Origin of the sequence: Sandaracinus amylolyticus (assembly GCF_000737325.1) — a bacterium.
In the GTDB taxonomy this organism is placed as follows: domain Bacteria; phylum Myxococcota_A; class Polyangia; order Polyangiales; family Sandaracinaceae; genus Sandaracinus; species Sandaracinus amylolyticus.
The window spans coordinates 5,648,321-5,668,187 of record NZ_CP011125.1 but is presented as its reverse complement, the minus strand read 5'-3'; the positions used below and the strand labels follow the sequence as shown (position 1 = coordinate 5,668,187).

13 protein-coding genes are annotated in these 19,867 nt (G+C 72.9%); 7 read left to right on the top strand and 6 right to left on the bottom strand.

Features of this window, described 5'->3' with window-relative positions; translation table 11 throughout:
• Positions 1 to 68: 68 nt before the first annotated feature.
• On the top strand, positions 69 to 491 hold the full coding sequence (locus DB32_RS23915) for a hypothetical protein (protein WP_053234958.1): 423 nt from the start codon (positions 69 to 71) through the stop codon (positions 489 to 491).
• 3 nt (positions 492 to 494) lie between these two features.
• Here DB32_RS23915 and DB32_RS23910 read toward each other — a convergent pair whose 3' ends face one another.
• Genes DB32_RS23910 through DB32_RS23900 form a run of 3 tightly spaced genes read right to left on the bottom strand, consistent with a single transcriptional unit; the run spans position 495 to position 9,639 of the window.
• Positions 495 to 2,768 (bottom strand): AAA family ATPase, encoded by a 2,274-nt coding sequence (locus DB32_RS23910; RefSeq protein ID WP_053238931.1) that lies wholly within the window; start codon positions 2,766 to 2,768, stop codon positions 495 to 497.
• Complete coding sequence (locus tag DB32_RS23905) at positions 2,765 to 6,226, bottom strand: AAA family ATPase (RefSeq protein WP_053234957.1); 3,462 nt, start codon at positions 6,224 to 6,226, stop codon at positions 2,765 to 2,767. Before DB32_RS23905 ends, DB32_RS23910 begins: the two co-directional genes overlap by 4 nt.
• Entirely contained in the window at positions 6,223 to 9,639 is a 3,417-nt protein-coding gene (locus DB32_RS23900; RefSeq protein WP_053234956.1) for an AAA family ATPase, read from the bottom strand. The genes DB32_RS23905 and DB32_RS23900 overlap by 4 nt, the downstream gene beginning before the upstream one ends.
• A 138-nt stretch (positions 9,640 to 9,777) precedes the next feature.
• Between DB32_RS23900 and DB32_RS23895 the strand changes: the two genes are divergently transcribed.
• Genes DB32_RS23895 through DB32_RS23870 form a run of 6 tightly spaced genes read left to right on the top strand, consistent with a single transcriptional unit; the run spans position 9,778 to position 14,511 of the window.
• Positions 9,778 to 10,593 (top strand): hypothetical protein, encoded by an 816-nt coding sequence (locus tag DB32_RS23895; protein ID WP_053234955.1) that lies wholly within the window; start codon positions 9,778 to 9,780, stop codon positions 10,591 to 10,593.
• Entirely contained in the window at positions 10,590 to 11,036 is a 447-nt protein-coding gene (locus tag DB32_RS23890) for a DUF962 domain-containing protein (RefSeq protein WP_053234954.1), read from the top strand. The genes DB32_RS23895 and DB32_RS23890 overlap by 4 nt, the downstream gene beginning before the upstream one ends.
• A 39-nt stretch (positions 11,037 to 11,075) precedes the next feature.
• Entirely contained in the window at positions 11,076 to 11,975 is a 900-nt protein-coding gene (locus DB32_RS23885; RefSeq protein WP_053234953.1) for an ABC transporter permease subunit, read from the top strand.
• The gene (locus DB32_RS23880) at positions 11,972 to 13,036 is read left to right on the top strand and encodes an ABC transporter ATP-binding protein (RefSeq protein ID WP_053234952.1); all 1,065 of its coding nucleotides are present in this window, start codon (positions 11,972 to 11,974) and stop codon (positions 13,034 to 13,036) included. The genes DB32_RS23885 and DB32_RS23880 overlap by 4 nt, the downstream gene beginning before the upstream one ends.
• Positions 13,033 to 13,821, top strand: coding sequence for an ABC transporter permease (locus tag DB32_RS23875; protein WP_053234951.1), 789 nt, complete (start codon positions 13,033 to 13,035; stop codon positions 13,819 to 13,821). Before DB32_RS23880 ends, DB32_RS23875 begins: the two co-directional genes overlap by 4 nt.
• Positions 13,822 to 13,845: 24 nt before the next feature.
• The gene (locus DB32_RS23870) at positions 13,846 to 14,511 is read left to right on the top strand and encodes a hypothetical protein (protein ID WP_053234950.1); all 666 of its coding nucleotides are present in this window, start codon (positions 13,846 to 13,848) and stop codon (positions 14,509 to 14,511) included.
• On the opposite strand, the gene DB32_RS23865 is transcribed toward DB32_RS23870, so the two are convergent.
• The 3 genes from DB32_RS23865 to DB32_RS23855 all read right to left on the bottom strand — a co-directional run bounded on the left by DB32_RS23865 (position 14,512) and on the right by DB32_RS23855 (position 19,759).
• Positions 14,512 to 15,213 carry an MYXO-CTERM sorting domain-containing protein gene (locus DB32_RS23865; RefSeq protein ID WP_157069332.1) on the bottom strand — a complete coding sequence of 234 codons (702 nt, stop codon included), beginning with the start codon at positions 15,211 to 15,213 and terminating at the stop codon, positions 14,512 to 14,514.
• A 49-nt stretch (positions 15,214 to 15,262) separates the two neighbouring features.
• Entirely contained in the window at positions 15,263 to 16,348 is a 1,086-nt protein-coding gene (locus DB32_RS23860; RefSeq protein WP_053234948.1) for a S1 family peptidase, read from the bottom strand.
• Between the two features lie 87 nt (positions 16,349 to 16,435).
• Positions 16,436 to 19,759, bottom strand: coding sequence for a MopE-related protein (locus DB32_RS23855; protein WP_169791532.1), 3,324 nt, complete (start codon positions 19,757 to 19,759; stop codon positions 16,436 to 16,438).
• Positions 19,760 to 19,867 lie beyond the last annotated feature (108 nt).

Below are 19,867 nucleotides of genomic sequence, written 5' to 3'. Positions count from 1 at the left end.
TCCCTCCCGGGATGGCCTGGGTGTTCTTGCTCATGTCGCGAGCTGGTCGCAGCCCCAGGGTCGGCGCCATGCGCCTGCGAAACCTCTTGGTCGGATCGCTCCTCCTCGTGTCCGCCGGATGCGGCGGCGCTCAGACGTCGCGCGCGACCACGGTCGCCAACGCGTGCGACGAGCTCGAGCCGAGCGTGCGCAGCGCGGCGGTGTTCGATGCGCCGCTCACCGTGGTCTCGGCGGAGCGTGTCTACACGGACAATCCGAAGCCGTTCATGCGAGATCCGCGCGGCATCGCCGTCGACGTCCGCGCCGAGCCCGGCATGGACCAGCCGTACCTGCACCGCGTCGTGACGTGCCGCATCGGCGCGACCGACGGACGCACCCAGGTCGCGGTGCACCCGCGGGGACCGGTGTACCGCGTCACCGTGACCAGCGACGACCCGAGCACCGCGCGCGATCTGTTCGCGCAGCTCGACGTGCTCCAGGCTGATCGCTGAGCTTCAGGACGCGCCGAGCGCGACGGTGATCTCGCCGCGCTCGGCGCGCACGCGCATCGTGCGATCGCGGAGCTCGGGCGCCCCCGCGAGCAGCACCGCGATGGGCGTGACCACGCGCTCCTCGATCACGCGCCGGAGCGGGCGCGCGCCGCGCGCGCGATGCCAGCCGAGCTCGGCGAGGCGTGTGCGAGCGTCAGCGTCGACGTCGAGCGTGATCGCGCGCCGCACCAGCCCCGTGCGCTTCGCCGCCGACGCGAGCTCGAGATCGACGATGCGCAGCAGGTCGTCGTGCGCGAGGTTCCGGAAGCGCACGACGCGATCGATGCGGTTGAAGAGCTCGGGGCGGAACGCGCTGCGCACCGCGCGCTCGAAGTCGGGCTCGAGCGCGGCGCCGAAGCCGGGCGCGACGGGCTCGGACGCGCCGAGGTTCGACGTCATCACGACGAGGCTCATGCGGAAGTCGACGAGCCGCCCGAGCGAGTCGGTGAGACGGCCTTCCCCGAGCACGCCGAGCAGCAGATCGAACACCTCGGGGTGCGCCTTCTCGATCTCGTCGAGCAGCACGAGCGAGAGCGGCTCCTTGCGCACGCGATCGGCGAGGCTGCTCGCGCCGGGCGTCGACGCGAGCAGGCGCGGCGCCGATCCGGGCGCGAGGTACTCGCTCATGTCGACGCGGATCATCCGTTCCTCGGATCCGAAGAGGAACCGCGCGATCTGCTTCGCGAGCTCGGTCTTGCCGACGCCGGTGGATCCGACGAACAGGAGTGATCCGAGCGGGCGCTCGGGATCGTTCATCCCGGCCTTGAAGCGCGCGAGGACGCGCGCCGCGGTCGCGCACGCGTCGTCCTGACCGATCACGCGCGCGCGCAGCGCGCCGGCGATCTTCGCGGAGCCGAACGCGACGTCGTCGTCGAGCAGCTCGAGCGGAAGCCCGGAGAAGCGCGCGAACGCGCGCGAGACGTCGCTGGGGTACACGCGCGTCGCGGTGCTCTCGGTCGACGCGGTGTGGCGCGCCATCCAGTCGAGGAAGCGCACGCCCTTGCCCGGAAAGCGCTGGTGACGCTGGTACGCGTCGAGGTGACGCACGAGGCGCTTCCACGCCTCGGGATGGAACGCGGGCCCGCGGACGCGCTGCTGGTAGAGCGAGAGGAACGCAGGCATCGCGTCCCGCGAGGGCTCGTCGATGCGCACCACGCGGAACGCGTCGACGAGCGCGCCGGCGCGACGCCGGCACTCCTCGAGCTCGCTCTCGGTGCACTCCGCGACGACGCGGATCTCGCCGGCGACGATCGCGGGGCCGAGCACCTCGGCGATGCTCGAGCCGTCGTGCTGTCGCTCGAGCAGCGCGAGCAGGCGATCCACGTGCAGCAGATCGCCGCTGCTCGCGAGCTCCTCCACGAGCGAGAGACAGCGCTCCTGCCACATGCCGAGATACGTCATGCCGGCGAGGATGCGGTCGCGCGACGTGGACCAGAGGCGCGGTCGACCGCGCTTGTTGCCGCCGCGGCGCTGCGACGCGAGACGCTTCGCGAAGCGCTGCACGAACGACGTCTTGCCGACGCCCTCGCCGCCGACGAGCAGCAGCGACGGCGGACGATCGCGATCGAGCTCGGGGACGGTCGCGTCGAACGTGGGGTCGTCGCCGACGAGCTGGGGCAAGCGGCCCGCGGTGGCGCGCGCGGTGAGATCCTCGGCGATCGCGCGCAGCGTGGGCGGCGCATGGTGCACCTCGGCGTCCTCGGCGGTCGTGGTGTGCGTCGTGAGCTCCGGGTCCCACTCGCGCACGACCTCGTCGGGCTCTTCGCGCAGCTCGTAGAGCGCGCGTCCCGCCGCGCCGAGCAGACCCCCCGCGACGACGTGCTGGATCGCGGCGCGCGCGCCTTCGAGATCCTCGAGCAGGAGCCACATCCCGAGGCGCGGCAGCATCACGCGGATCGCGCCGCTCTCGACGCGGCTCCACGCGTAGCGGACGCGCAGCGGGATCGTGCGCGAGCCGACGACGGGCTGCTTCTCGACGAACGAGAGCGGCGCGACGTCGACGAGCACCGAGCTCACGTGGAATGTCTCGTCCCACAGGTAACGATCGATCGTGTCCTCGCCCGACGCGATGCGGGCTGCGAGCGTGCGCTCGATCGCTGCGCGCACCTCCGCCTCGGTCGCGCCGTATGCGCTCGGGACGGGCTGATCGAAGAGGCTGTCCCAGCTGCGCATCGCGTAGCCGCTCTTGCGGCCGTCCTCGTGCGACACGAGCCAGAGGCGCATCGTCTTGCGGCTCATCGTTGCGCCTCCTCGCGGCTCGCGCGGATCGGCAGCGCGCGCGAGAGCGCGGTGATCATGTCGCGGGCCTCGAACGCCGCGGCCCACGCGAGGCGCAGATCCTCGATCTCCGCGAGCGCGCTCTCACCGCTGCGCACCGGGGGATCGAAGCGCAGGACCCGCACGACCGGGAGCAGCGCCGTCGGATCCGGTGGCACCGGTGACGCGCCGGACTCGAGCGCGTGCTCGAACGCGCGTCGCGCGTGGAGGTGATCGCGGAGCAGCGTGCGCGGATCGGTGCCCGCGCGCACCGGCGTGATCGCCACGCGCACGACCTCGGAGTGTCCGCCGAGCGAGTGCCACACGTGGCAGCCGGTCTCTTCTTCGAGGCGATCGAGGATGCACAGGCCGCTCGCGACGACGACGACGTGATCCGCGCCCTGCGCCTCGCTCGGCTGCACGATGCGCGCGTCTTCCTGCACGAGCGCCGCGATCACGGTGTGATCGGTCGGCGGCGCGAGGTACACGCCGAGCAGCGCGGAGAGCAGGCTCGCGCTGCGCTCACGTCGCGCGCGACCGACGCGCAGGAGCTCGATCGCGACGGTGTGCTGGCGCGGATCGTCGGCGCGTACGACCGCGCGACGCAGCAGGTCGCGCTCGGTGATCACCTCGAGCATCCCGGCGCGATCGAGGGCGCGCTCGATCGGGCGCTCGCGCACCCGCGCGTCGCCGCTCTTGCCCGGCTCACCGTGATGACGACGTCGCGCCTTCGTCGCGCGCACGCTCGGCGCCGCGAGGTCGTGCTCGTCCTCGTATCGCTCCCAGCGGTCCTCTTCGGACTCGGTCGAGCCCTCGAGTCGGATGCGCAGCGCCGCGAGCCGATCACGCACGCGCTCGACCGCATGAAGGACCTCGTCGAGATCCGCGCGCGCCTCGCCCGAGAGCGCGCGTCGTCGCTGCATCAGCGTCCCCGTGCGCTCCTCGAGGACGCCGCGCTCTTCGAGCGCGTGCACCTCGTCGAGCACGTCGGGCAGCAGCGGCTCGAGCTCGATCGCGGGACGATCGAGGAGCGCGGCCATCGGGTGCTCGGCGAGCACGGGGTCCGCCTCGACCAGCGCATCGGTGCGAGCGCTGAACCCGCTCGCGTCCGAGGCGAGGCGCACGATCCGCATGCGCCCGCGCGGCCCTCCGGCGATCTCCTCCGCGAGCAACGAGCCGACGCGATCCTCGAGCCAGCGCTTCACCGAGCGCGCGCCGCCCTTCACGTCGAACGCCTCGTGCGCGATCCGCGTCACGGCGCGCTCGTTCGCGAACACGTAGATGCCGCGCTCGGCGAGCCCACGCCGCGCGAGCAGCTTCGAGAGCTCCTTCTCCGCGACGCGCTCCGCGACCTCGAGCGAGAGCGGATCGAACGGCACGACGCGATCGATGCGGTTGAAGAGCTCGGGCGGGAAGAACTCGCGCACCGCGCGCAGCACGTCGAGCCGCTGTCCCTGCATCGAAGGATCGAACCCGATCGCCGAGCCCGTGCGACCGCCGAGGTTCGACGTCATCACCACGACGGTGTGCGTGAAGTCGGCGGTGACGCCCGCGGCATCGGTGAGGCGACCTTCGTCGAGCAGCTGCAGCAGGAGCTGCAGCACCGCGGGGTGCGCTTTCTCGATCTCGTCGAGCAGCACCACGCAGAACGGCTGCTCGCGCACGCGCCGCGTGAGCAGGCCCTCGGGGTCCCACGCGTTGCCGATGAGGCGTGCGACCGCGCCGGGATGGCCGAGCTCGCCCATGTCGATGCGCACGAGGCGCTGCTCGCCGCCGTAGAGCCAGCGCGCGATCGCGCGCGCGAGCTCGGTCTTGCCGGTGCCGGTCGGACCGGTGAGGAGGTAGACGCCGTACGGACGACGCGGGTCGACGAGCCCGGCACGGATGCGCATCGCGAGATCGACCGCCGCGCGCACCGCGGCGGGCTGGCCGATCACGTCGCGCGCGAAGAACGCCTCGACGCTCTCGGGCTCGAGCGGCACATCCGGCTGGACCAACGACGCGGGGAGCCCCGTGCGGCGCGCGAGCTCCGCGACGACGTCGGCCGGACCGACCGCGCGCGGCGGATCGTCGGGGCGCTCCGGCGCGCGACCGACCGCGCGCAGCAGATCGAGCGCCTTGCCGGGGAACGCGCGTCCCGGCGAGAGCCCTCCGCCGAGATCGAGGACCGCGCGGTACGCGAGGGGCGCGAAGCGCACGCGGCGCTCGTGCTCGAGGCGGCGCGCCTCGTGGAACATCATGCGCAGCACGACGTCGACCGGCGGCTCGTGCACCAGCACGCGCTGGAAGAGCTCCGCGAACCCCGGCGCGTCGTCCTCGAGGCGCTGGAGCTGCTCGGGCGTCACCTCGCCGACCATCACGATCTCGCCGCGCGCGAGCGGCCCGCGGAACACGTCGGCGAAGCTGCGATCGCTGCCCGTGTGACGCCCTGCGCGACCGAACGTGTGCAGGTCCTCGACGCGCAGCACCACCGGGCGCGCGCGACAGTCCGCGAGCACCTCCATGCAGCGCTTCTCCCACTCGCCGAGGTGCGACATGCCCGCGATCGTGCGGCGCGCGGAGATCGACCAGACCTCGGTGACGCGATCGAGGTTGCGGTGCGCGGACCAGCCCTCCGCGTCGAGGAGATCGACGATCGCGCGATCGACGAGCGTGCTCTTGCCCACGCCGGGCGCTCCGACGACGAGCGTCGACTGCTTGCGCGGCGCGCAGATCAGGCGCTGCAGCTGCTCGCGGTGCGGCGAGCGCGGCATGCCGATCGCGAGGGTGCCCTCCGCCGCGCGCACCGTGAGGTTCGTGCCGATGCGCGGCAGCACGCGTAGCCCGCCGCGCTTCTTCGTGCCGCGCCGATCGACCATCGAGTCGAGGTCGAGATCGGCGAAGGGATCGCGCTCGCGCTCCGGGATGCCGTCGAGCAGCGACGTCACCTTCGTCGAGAACGACATCGAGGTGATCGAGTCCTTGCCGTCGGTCGTGAGCGCCTCGAGCTCCTCGTCGCGCAGATCGGCCCAGCGCGACGCGAAGAAGAGCCTCGCCTGGTCCTCGAGCGGCCGCTCGGGATCGAGCGCGAACCACTCGTGCTGACGCAGCGGGTGATAGACGAGCGTCACGCGATCCGCGGGCGTGGCCCATCGCGGCTCGAGCACGATCGGGTGCACGCCGACGTGCGCGCGACGACCGAGGCGCGCGCCGTTCAGCGAGAGCTCGAGGCGAACGCGTCGAAGCTCGAGGCCGCGCGCCGGCTCGAACCGCGCGAGCTCGACCGGGGGCAGGCCCTCGAGCACCGCGCGAAGACGCTCGACGAGCGCCTGCTGCGCGCGGAGCGCGGACGCGCCCGATCGCGTCACGACGTGCGGCGAAGCGCCCAGCGTCGTCCACTCCCAGTGCGCGCCGTGGCGCACTTCGTACACCGCGACGCGGAACGAGAGGCGATGGCTCACGACGCCTCCTCCTCGTCGAGCGTCTCGGCGTCGCTCGGCGCGTCGAGCACACCGCGCACGGCGGAGGCAGGCTGACCTCCACCCGTGCGCCAGAGGTGCTCGAAGACGATCGCCTCGAGCTCGCGCGCGCCGTGCGCGGCATCGATCGCGAGCCGCTCGCGCCCGTCGACGATCGCGAGCGAGCGCGTCGGGAGGTCCCAGTCACGCACCGTCGCGACGCGCGCCGGGATCTCACCGCGAGGACGCGGCTCCACGAGCGTCGTCGAGCGCCAGTGTGCGTCGTCGAGCGAGCCTTCGGTGCGCAGCACCGTGATCGCGAGGTGCTCGCGCCGCTCGCCGTGCTTCCAGCGGTGCAGCCCCGCTTCGGCCGCGAGGAGCGATCCCGCATCGCGCCCGCGCACCGCGAGGATCACCGACGTCGATGCGCGGTCGTCGCGCGCGAGGCGCTCGCGCGCGTGATCGATGGTGCGCGGCGGCCCCCAGCGTCGCGTGACCGGCCACTCGTCGCCGCGATCGCCCTCGAGGTGCAGCCGCGCCACCCATCCGAGCTCGCTCTCGCGGTCGAGCAGCGGGAGCAGCCAGCGATCGAGCGTGCGCCCGCCGCGCTCCTCGACGAGCAGCACGATCGAGTCCGCGCGGAGCGGCGCGACGAACACGCGTCCCAGCGCGCGCCGCAGCGCCCACTCGCTCGCTCGCGCGTCCGCGAGCAAGCTCTCCGCGCCGCGCCCGGCGAGCACCGACGTGAGCGCGAGCTCCTCGATCGACTCGAGCTCGCGCATCTGCGTGATCACCCGATCGCTGGGATCGGCGAGGCGATGGTGCTCGGTGCGCAGCGTCCCGATCTCGCGCGCCGGGACGTCCCCGCGACGACGGTCGCGCTCGTCGACGTCGCCCCACGACATCTCGGAGACGAGCAGCTCGACGCGCGCGCGCACGTCGGTGAACGCCGGCGCCGCGAGCCATGCCTGAGCGCGGCGACGCACCTCGGTGATCGCCTCGAGCTCGACGACGTCGCGACGGCCGGTTCGGCCCTCGCCGCGCTCGATCTCGATCACGAGATCGTCGATCGCGACGCGCACCAGCGGTGGCGCCTTCGTCGCCGGCTCGTCCTCGTTCCGCACGCGCACCACCGCGTTGCGCGCGCGGTCCCCGAGCCGCGCGAGCAGATGCGCGGCGGGCGCGACGAGCGTGTCCTCGACGTGACGTCGCAGCGCGCGCGCGCCGTAGTGCTCGCTCGTCCCCGCGACCGCGAGACGATCGGCGGCGGCGTCGCTCACCACGAGCGCGATCCCGTGCTCGACGAGGCCGCGCCGCTGCTCGATGCGCGCGAGGAGCAGCCGCACGACCTGGCGCATCTCGATCGTTCCGAGCGGGTGCAGCGGCACGATGCGATCGATGCGGTTCACGAGCTCGGGCCGGAACGCGCGCTCGACGGCGCGCAGGTAGTGCTCGTCGTCGGGCACGTCGCGCGCACCGATGCCGATCGACGCCGCGCGATGCGTCGCGCCGAGGTTGCTCGTCATCACGACGATCGCGTCGTGGAAGTACGCGATGCGACCGCGCCCATCGGTGAGCCGACCCTCGCCCGTGACCTGCAGCAGGAGATCGAACACCGACGGATGCGCCTTCTCGATCTCGTCGAGCAGGACGACGCAGAACGGCTGCTGTCGCACCGCGCGCGTGAGCAGTCCGTCGCCGCCTTCCGCGCCGATCAGTCGCATCGCCGCGCTCGGATCGGCGTACTCGCTCATGTCGAGCCGCAGCAGGCGATCCGGCGATCCGAACAGGTGCGCCGCGAGCGTGCGCGCGAGCTCGGTCTTGCCCACGCCGGTCGGTCCGACGAAGAGGAACGTCGCGAGCGGCTTGTCGCCCGGCGCGAGATCCGCCTTCACGACGCAGAGCGTGTCGACGACCCGGCGCACCGCCTCGTCCTGCCCGGCGATGCGCGCTGCGAACGACGCGCGGAGCTCGCTCGCGTCGAGTCGTCGGTCCGGGCGCAGCAGCGCCTCGGGCACGCCGCTCGCGAGCGAGAACGCGCGGAACACCCGCGCCGCGTCGATCGGCGCAGCACGATCGGCGCGCGCCTCGGACTCCTCGGCGGCGCGGATCTCATCGAGCAGCCGCAGCGCCTTGCCCGGGAAGGGCTGGTACGGGAGGAAGCGCTCCGCGAGATCGAGGATCGCGACGCGTCCTGCGTCGTCGGGCACGGCGCGGCCCGGGGCGTGCGCGCGCGACCATGCGACCGCGGCGTCGAGCGCGCGCTCGGTGCTCGCACGCTCGAGCGGGGCGACGCGCACGCGGTGGAGCAGCGACGCGAAGCCCGGCTGTCGCGTCTCCAGCCGATCGGCTGCGTCGTCCGAGAGCTCACCGAGCAAGCGCAGTCGCCCCTGCTCGATCCAGCTCTTGAGCGACGACACGAGGTCGACGCTGCCCTCGGCGCGATCGGCGAGGAGGTCACCGAGATCGTCGAAGTAGAGGAACGCGGAGAGCGTCTCCGCCGCGTCGATCACACGGCGCAGTCGCTCCTGCCACTGCCCGAGGAAGCTCATCCCCGCGACGAGCTGCGCCGCCGACGTCTGGTACACGCGCGGCGCCCGCCCCGCCGCGCGCTCGCGGCGGATCCACGCATGCACCACCGCGCTCTTGCCGACGAGCGGCGCGCCGACGATCGCCACGCGCGCGGTCTCCGGCGTCGCGCAGAGCGCGGTCAGCATCGCGATCTCGCGATCGCGACCGAGCACGGGCGGTGCGTCCTCGGGGAGCTCGCGATGGAGCGGTCGCGCGACGGTGCGCAGCAGATCGTCGGCGCGCTTGCGCGCTTCGTTCTGCGCGCGGCGCTTGCGCTCGGCGGCGCTCGTCGCGTCGCTGCTCGCCTCGAGCGGCACGCGCATCGGCTCGAGCGCGTGCCCCGCGACGCCGATCAGCGCGCGTCGCGCATCCGGCGTCGGGGCGAGCGCGGCGAGCAGCCGCGCGGCCTCGCGCTTCGCGACGACCTCCACGTCCTCGTGCGCGGCGACCCAGCCTGCGGCGGCGAGCGTCGGGAAGAGCAGCCACGCATCACGCGCGCCCTCGCGGTCGGGGCCGGTCGGCACGACGACGCACGGCACGTCGATCGGGATCGCACGCTGGATGCGGCGCGGGAGCGACGGATCGCGCAGCTCCGCGCGGACCGCGTGCAGTGTGGTCGCGATCGGCAGCGCGTGACGGGCCACGTGCTCCGCGCTGCGTGCCCGCGCGAGCGTCGCGGCGAGGAAGAGGCGCAGCTCCTCGATCGCTTCGCTCTCGCGCTCGAACGCGATCGCGCCGGGCTCGACCGGCGAGCGCACCAACGCGCGTCCTCCTGGGAGCGCCTGCACCAACGCGAGGGAGTCGAGCTCTCGCGCGCCTCGGACGTCGTTCGATCCCTCGCTCACGGTGGTCGCATCGTACGCGGGAATGCGCGCGCACGTGCCTCCCGTTCGTGCCGCGATCGGGCCCGCTCGTCGCGGGCGCTCGACGGCTCACCGGATCGCGCGAGGTCGTCGCGATCCCCGACGCAACACTGGAGACCGATGCAGACCACGCTCGCTCACGACACGATCACCGCCGCGCGCGCGACCTGGGGCGTCGCGTCCTCACCGCCGATGCCACGATGGCGCGAGTACATGGCGTGGATCGAGGCGCGCCGCGCGGATGCGGAGCGCTTCAACGCCGGCGAGATCGCGCTCGAGCGAGCGCTCGTCGCGCTGGTGACGCGTGCGCCGGGTAGCGCGCCGTACGACGCGCTCCCGTGGCTCGACGCGTCCGAGGGGCCGCCCTCGCGCCGCCTCTACAGCGCGCTCGTCTCGTTCGTCGACGACTACGAGGGCCCGTTCCCCGCGGAGCTCTTCCCGCGTGACGAGGTGCACGCGCTCCGGCGCGCACTGTGCGCGCAAGGCCGCGCGCTCACGATCGACGAGCAGCTCGCGATCGCGCTGGAGCACACCGCAGGGCGCACGTTCGCAGCGGCGATCCTGCTGCACGCGGTGATGCGCCTCGTCGCGCGTGATCGTGACGCGCGCGCGCTCGGGAGCCTCGAGTGGGACGAGCGGCTGCGCGACGCGTCGTGGATCGCACCGTTCGCGCCGTCGGTCGCGGGCGACGGAGATGCGCCCGGCGACACCTATCACTACTGGGCGAACTTCGTGGTCGGGTTCCACGCGGCGCTCCACGGTCGTGTCGCGCCGCGCGCGCTCGGCGCCGCGTTCTATCTCGGTCCGATCGCGATGCGTTGGATCCGCGAGGGCGTGTTCGGCAGCGAGCTCTTCGCGGGCGCGCACACGGAGTGCGATCGTATGGGCCTGCGCCACGGGCGCGCCGTCGCGCGCGCGATCACGAGGTCGCGATGAGCGCGCACGCCATCACGACCGTCGCGCCGCCGCGTCGTGCCGAGGAGCTGCTCACGCTGCCGCCGCTCGTCGCGCGCCTGCCGATCCTCCGCGAGCTGCCGGCGTTCTGGCCGATCTACCTGTGGCACCACCGGCGCCCGTGGACGCGACGCCTGCATCACGCGGGCTCGTGGTCGTGCATCGCCGGCGCAGGGCTCGCGATCGCGCTCGGGGCGTGGTGGCCGGTGCTGCTCGGTCTCCTCGTCGGCTACGGGCTGGCGTTCGCAGGCCACTGGGTCGTGGAGCGCAACCGACCGCTCACCTTCGGCCGCCCGATCCTCGCGGGCATCGGCAACTGGATCATGTTCGCGCTCGAGGTCGGCGGGCGCCTCGAGGTGCACCTCCAGGTCGTCGAAGAGCAGCCGCGCGACGACTGGGACGACTACGACGTCGGCAGCAACTGATCTTGCTCGCGTGGGGCGAGCGGGTAATGTGCGCCGCGCATGACGATCCGGGACCTCGGTTACCGCCCGTACGACGGTCCACGACTGCCACCGTCGAACGCGGTCTGGGTCCTGTTCCGATACGGCCTCGGTCGCGCGTGGGCGTCGTGGCTCGTGAAGCTCGCCGCGTTCACCGCGTGGCTGCCGGTCATCGGCTTCGTGATCGGCTCGTGGGCCGCGAACTCCGCGATGGAGGCGGTCCCGCCCGAGGCGCGCGATCAGCTCCCGCCGATCGTGCACCTCTTCGCCGACGAGTCGCGCGCGCTGAGCAGCCTCTTCGGGCTCGAGACCTGGTTCTTCGTCAGCCTCGTGACCGTCGGCGCCGGCGCCGGCGCGATCGCGCACGACCGCACCCATCGCGCGTTCCAGTTCTACTTCGCGAAGCCGGTCACGCCCGAGACGTACCTCGCGGGTCGCGTCTCCGCGATCGCGACCTGGGTGTTCGCCATCGCGTTCGTGCCCGCCTTCCTCTACTGCGTCGCGCTCGCCGCGTTCGGGCCGCGCGAAGAGGCGCTCGACACGGTGGCGCTCCTGCTCCCGGCGCTGGTGTTCTCGCTCCTGCTCGCGATCGTGATGTCGATCGCGTCGGTCGCGGTCTCGTCGCTCAGCGCGAGCCGCGCGCTCACGATCTCGACGTGGCTCACGGTGTTCGTCGTGCCCCACGTGATCGCGGGCGTGGTCGACGTCGTCTCGCGCGCGAGCGGTCGCGAGGAGGGCTTCCCCTGGCTCTACCTCGGCTCGTTCACCGCGATGCTCGGCACGGTGCGCGACGCGCTCTTCAAGATCGACGATCCCAGCGCGCTCGAGTGGTTCCACGCCGCGGGCGCGCTCGCCGTGATGGTCGTCGGGCTCGGTGCGCTCGCGCTGCATCGCCTGCGCGCGCAGGAGGTGATCACGTGACCGCCGCTGCAGCCTCGTCGCAGGCCAGCATCCAGGCGATCGGCGTCTCGAAGTGGTACGGCAAGGTCACCGCGCTGCAGGACGTCAGCCTCCAGCTGAAGCCCGGCGTGTGGGGCCTGCTCGGCCCGAACGGCTCGGGCAAGACCACGTTCATGCGCCTGTGCGCCGGGCTCTCGAAGCCGAGCCTCGGTCAGATCCGCGTCTGCGGTGACGCGCCGTTCGCGAACCCCGAGGTGCTGCGCCGCATCGGGCTCTGCCCCGAGGCCGACGCGCTCTACGACGAGCTCACCGCGCTCGAGTTCGTCACCGCGATGGCCGAGCTGTCCGGCTACTCGCGCAAGGACGCGCGCGATCGCGCGGTGAAGGCGCTCACCGACTTCGGCCTCGACAAGGCGATGGAGCGCAAGATGGGCGGCTACAGCCGCGGCATGCGCCAGCGCGCGAAGCTCGCGCAGTCGGTGGTGCACGACCCCGACGTGCTGCTCCTCGACGAGCCGCTCACCGGCACCGATCCGACGTCGCGCCACGTCATCCTCGATCAGGTCCGCATCCGCGCGAACGCGGGCGCCGTGGTGCTCTTCTCGACGCACGTGCTGGTCGAGGTCGAGGCGCTCACCGAGCAGGTGTTGCTCATCGCGCGCGGTCAGCTCGTCGCGCAGGGCAAGGTGCACGAGATCCGCGACCTCCTCGAGGAGCACCCGCACCACGTGCGCGTCGACTGCGATCGTCCGCGCGATCTCGCGGCCGCGGTGCTCGCATCGCCGGAAGGAGAAGGCGTGCTCGGCATCTCGTTCCCCTCGTCGACCGAGGTCGAGCTCGAGACGCGCAAGCCCGACGAGACGTACTCGGTGATCGCGAAGATGATCGTCGAGGGCGGGTTCACGGTGCGCTCGCTGACGAGCCCCGACGCGTCGCTCGAGGCGCTGTTCCACTATCTCGTCGAGCGCAGCGGCCGCATGGCGGGCACCGGCTCCGACGCGGCGAGCGGATCGGCGAAGCCCTACCAAGCCGCGCTGTCGCCCGGCGCGCGCGACACGAAGAAGAAGGGAGCACGCGCGTGAGCGCTCCGCCGGTCCCCGACTTCGCGAGCGCGCTCGCGGCGTCGCTGCGCCTCTCGTGGAAGCGCCTCCTGCGCGGTCGCAAGGTGCGCCTCGGCGCTGCCGCGGTGGTGCTCGTCGTCGTCGCCGCAGTCGCCGTGCGCTACCTGCTCGAGCCCGAGGAGCCGGAGCGCGTCGTCGAGGCCGCGGTGCGCGTGGGTTTCCTCAACATGCTCGTGTTCCTCCTGCCGTTCCTGTTCACGGCGGGCGCGATCGCGGAAGAGGTCGAGAACCGCACGCTGCCGTACCTCACGCTGCGCCCTGCGGGACGCATCGCGATCACGCTCGGCAAGTTCTTCACCGGCGCCGGGCTGAGCATCCTGCTGCTCGCGGGTGGCGTGCTCGTGATCCACGTCGCGTCCTTCGCGACCGATCCCACGCCGATGATCGACGAGCTGCCCGACACGCTGCGCATGATCGGTGCGCTCTCGCTGCTCGCGCTCTGTTACTCGGCGCTGTGTCTCCTCTGGGGCTCGCTCGTCGTCGAGGCCGGCGGCTTGCTCGCGACCCTGCACCTCGCCGTCATCGAGTACGGCTTCTCGTGGCTGCCCGGCCTCGCGCGGCTCGTCTCGATGAACCACTTCGCCTCGGAGCTCGCGGGCTTCGAGCGAAGCGGGTGGGGCGCGGAGAGCGTGCCCGACGTCGACACGTGGATCTGCGCGACGGTCATCGCGGTCGTGACGCTGCTCTACCTCGCGGTCGCGTCGGTCGTCGTGCGCACGTCGGAGCTCGGGTTCGGGAAGGCGTGATCGTGTAGGATCGCGCGCGTCTCGATGAGGACCGAGTCGCACATCAGCATCACGCGGACGACGGTGCGCGAGGGCGAGATCTCGCGCCACGCCGGGACGCGGTTCGAGGGCGGCCGCGCGTATGCGGTCGCGACCGGTCTCGGGCTCCCGCGGAGCTGGCCGATGGCGACGAGCGCGATCCTCGTGGGCTTCGAGCGCGGGCTCGACGAGACGCGCACGAAGCAGGGCCCGCCCCCGGCCGGGCTCACCGGCGCGGGGCGCGCGCTGCACTGCGCGGAGCGCGCGCGCGCGTCGCTCGCCGAGCTTTGCGAGCAGCTGGTCGAGCGCTCGCTCCCCGACGCGTCGTTCGTCGCGCTGGTGGTCGAGCACGGCGATCTCCACGTCGTGAGCGCGGGCCCGACGCGCGCGTACCTGCATCGACGCGGCAAGCCGCAGCGCCTCACGCCGCGCGAGGAGCCCTCGGGCGGCGTGCTTCGCTCCGCGGTGAGCCACTGCCACGTCGTGCTCGAGCCGGGCGATCTCTTGATGATGGGCTCGGTGAGCGCGTTCTCGATGCGCGCGATCTCGCAGGTCGTCTCGGTGCTGCAGGCGGATCCGCGCACCGCGCCCGCGGTGATCGCGAGCGTGCTGACGGATCCCGCGGGACAGGCGGGCGTCGGCGCGGGCGCCGTCGTGATGCGCGTCGAGTGATCACGCGCGCCTTCGGCGCGCGATCGTCACCACCGCCACCATCGCGAGCAGCACGAGCACGCCGGGCGAGCCCGCGCTCGCGACGCTGCACCCGCCGGAGCTGCTCGGGCGCGGACGACACAAGGTCGCGTCGCCCTCGCGCACGCAGTCGTGCCCGACCGGGCACGTGCTCGCGCCGCCGCACGTCGCGGTGCACGCGCCGTCGATGCACTGGCCCTGCGCGCACGCGACGCTCCCGTCGCACGCTTCGCCGAGGACCGGCGCGCTCGGGATGCAGCGCATCTCGCCGTCGACGTCGGCGCAGGTGCCGCCCGGGCACGACACCGCGTCGGTGCAGCGCCGCGCGCAGAAGCGCTCGCCGGTGTCGCGCGCGAGGCAGCGGGCGTCGTTGCAGTCGGCGTCGCCGCGGCACGTGCCGAAGGGCCCGGCGCGCTCGCCGCGCGCGCAGTAGCCCTCGACGCAGCGCATGCCGCGCCCGCAGTCCCCGTCGCCGACGCAGATCGCGGTGCACTGATCGGCGCCGTCGACCTCACCGCAGCCGAACGTCGAGCACTCGCTCGCGAGCTCGCACGGCTCGCCGCGCCCGCGCCCGCTGGGACGCGCGCTCGGCGCCACGCACACGCCGCAGCTCCCCGCATCCGCGCTGCACACCTCGACCGCGGGGCACGCGACCGAGTCCCCGCGGCACGGCGTCGCGCACACGCCGCCCTCGCACCGCAACGACGCGCACTCGGTGTCGGCGCTGCACGGATCACCCGGCGAGCCCGAGCCCTCCGACCCCGGGGCGCAGAGGCCCTCGCAGCCCGCGCTCGTGGCGCAGTAGAAGCCATCGACCGCGATCGCATCGCCGCCGAAGGGCGGCACGATCTCGCTGCAGCTCGCGGCGGGCGAGAGCGGATCGCACGGGCGCGTGCATCGGCGCATCCCCGCCACGTCGGCGCACAGCGCGCTCGGAGGCGCGCCGTCGCGGAGCGCCTCGGCCGAACGCGCACTGATCGTCGCGCTCGCACGCCTCGCCGAGCGCGAGGCAGCCCTCGTCGGTCTCGCCGTCGCAGTCGTCGTCGATCGAGTTGCACAGCTCCTCGCCGGTCGCGACGCACGCACCGCTCCGCACGATCGCGGCGTCGATCAGGCCGAGGTACGTGTCCACGCGGTTCCACGCGTCGAGCATCGCGGGGCAGTCGCCCTGGTTCGCCGCGAGACCGTACGAAGCGACGCCGACGATCTGGCGCGGCCGCGTGCCGTCACCCTCGAGGATGATCGGGCCGCCCGAGTCGCCCTGACAGATGGTGTCGCGCGCCTCGAGCACCGTCGCGGTCACGTTCTCGATCGTCGCGGTCGTGCGGTACTTGATCCCGACCTCGCGCTCGCGCGTCGTGCCGAACCCGATCGCGGTGACCGTGCTGCCGACGAGATCCGTGGGCACCTCGCGACGCACCGTGATCGGCTCCACGCCCTCGACGGGCTCGCGCAGGATCAGCAGCGCGATGTCGGTGCCGTCGCCGATGAAGAAGCGGCCCGGCGTCGTCACGACCTGCTGCACGCGGTGGTTCGTCGTCGCGCCCGCGCGATCGCCGACCCCGACCGAGAAGAACGACGGAGGCGCGGGGCTCATCGCGCTCTGCTGCTGCACGCAGTGCTTCGCGGTGAGCACCACGCGATCGGTGATCAGCGTGCCCGTGCACGCGCCGATCACCGCCTGGATCAGCACGACGGCGCGCTCGCCGGTCTCGCGTTCGCCGTCGACGATCGGCGCGCCGACGCTCCTCGAGAGCGGCGTCGACTCGCATCCGGAGATCGACGCGACGAGCAGCAAGATCAAGCCCGGACGGTTCATGAGAAGCCTCCGGGCGTCGGACGCTACTGGAGCGATCCCGCGCTGAATACCCATTCACGCGCGGCGCGCGTGCGCGAGGTCACGTCTTCAGAACGTGCACGTCCCGGTCGCAGCCGAGCAGCGCAGCCCCGGATCGATCTGCGCGCAGAACTCGTCTCCGCCGATCAGCGAGCAGCGCGGCCCGCAGAGCCCCAGCGTGTCCGCCCAGCACACGTTGATGCCGCTGCACTCCGCGTTCGACGAGCAGCCGCACGCGAACTCGTCGGACAGGCCGTTGCCGTTGTCATCGGCGCCGTTGCAGCACTCGCCGAGGTCGGGGAAGGGCGAGCAGTCGCCGTCCGCGCAGTCCGCCGCGCCGTCGCAGTCGTCGTCGCGCCCGTTGGTGCACATCGCGATCGTGCCCTCGACCGGCGTGCACACCGCACCGGCATCGCGCGCTCCGGCATCGCGCGGCGGCGGCGGGATCCCGGCGTCGCGCAGCGCGCAGACCGGCGACGTCGCGCACTCGCGATCGCCGCAGTCGACGAGGCCGTCGCAGTCTTCGTCGACGCCGCCCGTGCAGCGCTCGCGCCCGGTGGGCACGCAGCACATCGGCGTGCCGGCGCAGAGGGGATCGTCGCAGTCGATGCGACCGTTGCAGTCCTCGTCGATCCCGGTGCCGCACTGCTCCGGGCCCTGGAACACGCAGCACGCCGGATCGCTCGAGCACGCGAGGTCCGCGCAGTCGGGCGCGCCGTTGCAGTCGTCGTCGACACCGTTGCCGCACTGCTCGGCGCCGGTGGGCACGCAGCACGACGGATCGATCTGGCAGTCGGGATCCGCGCAGTCGGTGCGCCCGTCGCAGTCCTCGTCGAAGCGGTTCGTGCACTGGTCCTCGAAGCCGGTGCACGCGCCGCATCCCGGCTCGAACTCGCAGTCGGGATCGTCGCAGTCCCTCAGCGCGTCGCAGTCCTCGTCGAAGCCGCTGTTGCAGATCTCGAAGGGCAGGCACACGAGGCAGAGCGGCTGTCCCGCGCAGTCGGGATCGTCGCAGTCGAACGATCCGTCGCAGTCGTCGTCGCGCCCGTTGCGACACGCCTCCGCGACGCAGCCCGGCTGACACGAAGGATCACGCGCGCACTGCGGGTCGTCGCAGTCGACGAGACGATCGCAGTCCTCGTCGACGCCGGTCCCGCAGATCTCGATCGGCAGACAGAACGAGCAGATCGGCTGTCCCGAGCACTCGCTGTCGTCGCAGTCGGCGTCACCGTCGCAGTCGTCGTCGCGCCCGTTTCGGCAGGTCTCGCTCGGCGCGCACGTCAGGCAGGCGGGGCTGCGCGCGCAGTCCGAGTCGTCGCAGTCGACGCGCATGTCGCAGTCGTCGTCCGCGCCGTTCTCGCACGCCTCGCGCGTGCAGCTCACGCAGGTCGGCGCGGCGCGGCAGTCGGAGTCCGAGCAGTCGGCGCGACCATCGCAGTCGTCGTCACCGCCGTTCGTGCACACCTCGGGCACGCAGACGCGGCACGCGGGGTCGAGCGCGCAGTCGGAGTCGTCGCAGTCGACGCGCAGGTCGCAGTCCTGATCGGCGCCGTCGCCGCAGATCTCGGGCCGCGGGATGCACGTGCTGCACGCGGGGTCGCGCGCGCAGTCGGTGTCGGCGCAGTCGGTGCGACCATCGCAGTCGTCGTCGACGCCGCCGGTGCAGCGCTCGGGGCGGGGCGTGCACACCGCGCAGATCGGATCTGCGAAGCAGTCGGGATCGTCGCAGTCGAAGCGGTTGTCGCAGTCCTCGTCGGCGCCGCCGCGGCAGAGCTCGGGGAAGCACATGCGGCACGCGGGATCGCGACCGCACGAGACCGAGTCGCTGCAGTCGGCGAGACCGTCGCAGTCGTCGTCGACCGCGTTGGTGCAGATCTCGGCGCGCGGCCGGCAGCAGCTCGGGCTCGTCGTGCAGTCCGGATCGTCGCAGTCGACGCGACCGTCGCAGTCGTCGTCCGTCGCGCCGGTGCACTGCTCGGGACGCGGCGTGCAGCAGAGCGGCGAGCGCGCGCAGTCGGTGTCGGCGCAGTCGAGGCGAGCGTCGCAGTCGTCGTCGTTCCCGTCGTCGCAGAAGACCTCGCGCGGAGTGCACATGCGGCACGCCGGATCGGCGGCGCACTCGCTGTCGTCGCAGTCGACGCGACCGTCGCAGTCGTCGTCGAGGCCGTCGGCGCAGGCGCTCTCGCGCGACGCGCACACGCAGTCGGGGCTGCGCGCGCAGTCGGCGTCGTCGCAGTCGATGCGCATGTCGCAGTCCTCGTCGAGACCGTCGTCGCAGCGCGCCTCGCGGCGCGTGCACATGCGGCACTCGGGGCGAGCCGCGCACTCCGGATCGAGGCAGTCCACCCGGCCGTCGCAGTCGTCGTCGACCATGTCGCGACACGCGACCTCGCGCGGGCCGCGCGGGACGCAGGTGAGGCACTCCGCGGTCATCGCGCACGTCGCGTCGTCGCAGTCGAGCGCGCCGTCGCAGTCGTTGTCGATCCGGTCGCGGCAGAGCTCGGGCACGCCGGGGCGCACGCGCGGGTTGCGGTCGTCGCAGTCGCCGCCGCCGCAGCTCACGGCGGGCACGCCGTCGCCGTCGTCGTCGCGCGGCGTCGTCGTGCACGCGCGCACCGACTCGTCGCAGCGGTCGATCGTGCACGCGTTGCCGTCGTCGCAGCGCGGAGCCGGGCTGCGCACGCAGCCCATCGGCGAGCAGGTCTCCGCGCCGTTGCAGAAGCGCGAGTCGTCGCAGAGCACGTCACGCGGCGTCGTGGTGCAGCGGTCGAGCATCTCGCTGCACTCGTCGAGCGTGCAGTCGACGCCGTCGTCGCACGCGACGCGCGCGCCCGGCGCGCAGCGTCCGCCGACGCAGCGCTCCGCGCCGTTGCAGAACGAGCCGTCCTGACAGTTCGCGTCCGTCGCGCACGGCATCACGATGCAGCCGGCCATCGGATTGCAGATCTCTCCGGCGTCGCAGCGCGACGGATCGGGGATCGACTCGCAGCTGCGCGTCGCTTCGACGCAGCGGTCGTTCGTGCAGCTGACGCTGTCCGCGCAGGCCGGCGCCGCGCCGCGCACGCACACGCCGCTGCGGCAGCGCTCCTGACCGTTGCAGAAGAGGTCGTCGTCGCAGTCCTCGTCGAAGTTGCAGACGCCGCCGTCGCCCCCGTCGGGCGCCGCGTCTCCGGCGTCGCCTCCGTCGTCGATCACGTGGCCGCCGTCGCCCGCGTCGCCGGGGTCCTCGCCGGCGTCGCCCGCGTCGACGGCCGCGTCCATGCCGCCCCCGTCGTTCGGAGCGATGCCGCCGCCATCACGGAACAGATCGAGCTCGCTCCGCCCACATCCCGCGACGACGAGCATCGATGCGATCGACGCGACGAAGTGAAGACGAGCACTGCGAACGGACATCTGCGACCTCCCTGGACCCGCGACGATTCTACCGGGGACGCCCGCCGGACCGTGAGCGTCGTCTGCGCGCACCGACGCCCGGTCTGCGGAGTGGCCGCGTCCCGTGGG

Coding starts and splice junctions, on each gene's coding strand:
- DB32_RS23915 (WP_053234958.1), top strand. CDS start 69: ATGCGCCTGCGAAACCTCTTGGTCGGATCGCTCCTCCTCGTGTCCGCC.
- DB32_RS23910 (WP_053238931.1), bottom strand. CDS start 2,768: ATGAGCCGCAAGACGATGCGCCTCTGGCTCGTGTCGCACGAGGACGGC.
- DB32_RS23895 (WP_053234955.1), top strand. CDS start 9,778: ATGCAGACCACGCTCGCTCACGACACGATCACCGCCGCGCGCGCGACC.
- DB32_RS23890 (WP_053234954.1), top strand. CDS start 10,590: ATGAGCGCGCACGCCATCACGACCGTCGCGCCGCCGCGTCGTGCCGAG.
- DB32_RS23885 (WP_053234953.1), top strand. CDS start 11,076: ATGACGATCCGGGACCTCGGTTACCGCCCGTACGACGGTCCACGACTG.
- DB32_RS23870 (WP_053234950.1), top strand. CDS start 13,846: ATGAGGACCGAGTCGCACATCAGCATCACGCGGACGACGGTGCGCGAG.
- DB32_RS23860 (WP_053234948.1), bottom strand. CDS start 16,348: ATGAACCGTCCGGGCTTGATCTTGCTGCTCGTCGCGTCGATCTCCGGA.
- DB32_RS23855 (WP_169791532.1), bottom strand. CDS start 19,759: ATGTCCGTTCGCAGTGCTCGTCTTCACTTCGTCGCGTCGATCGCATCG.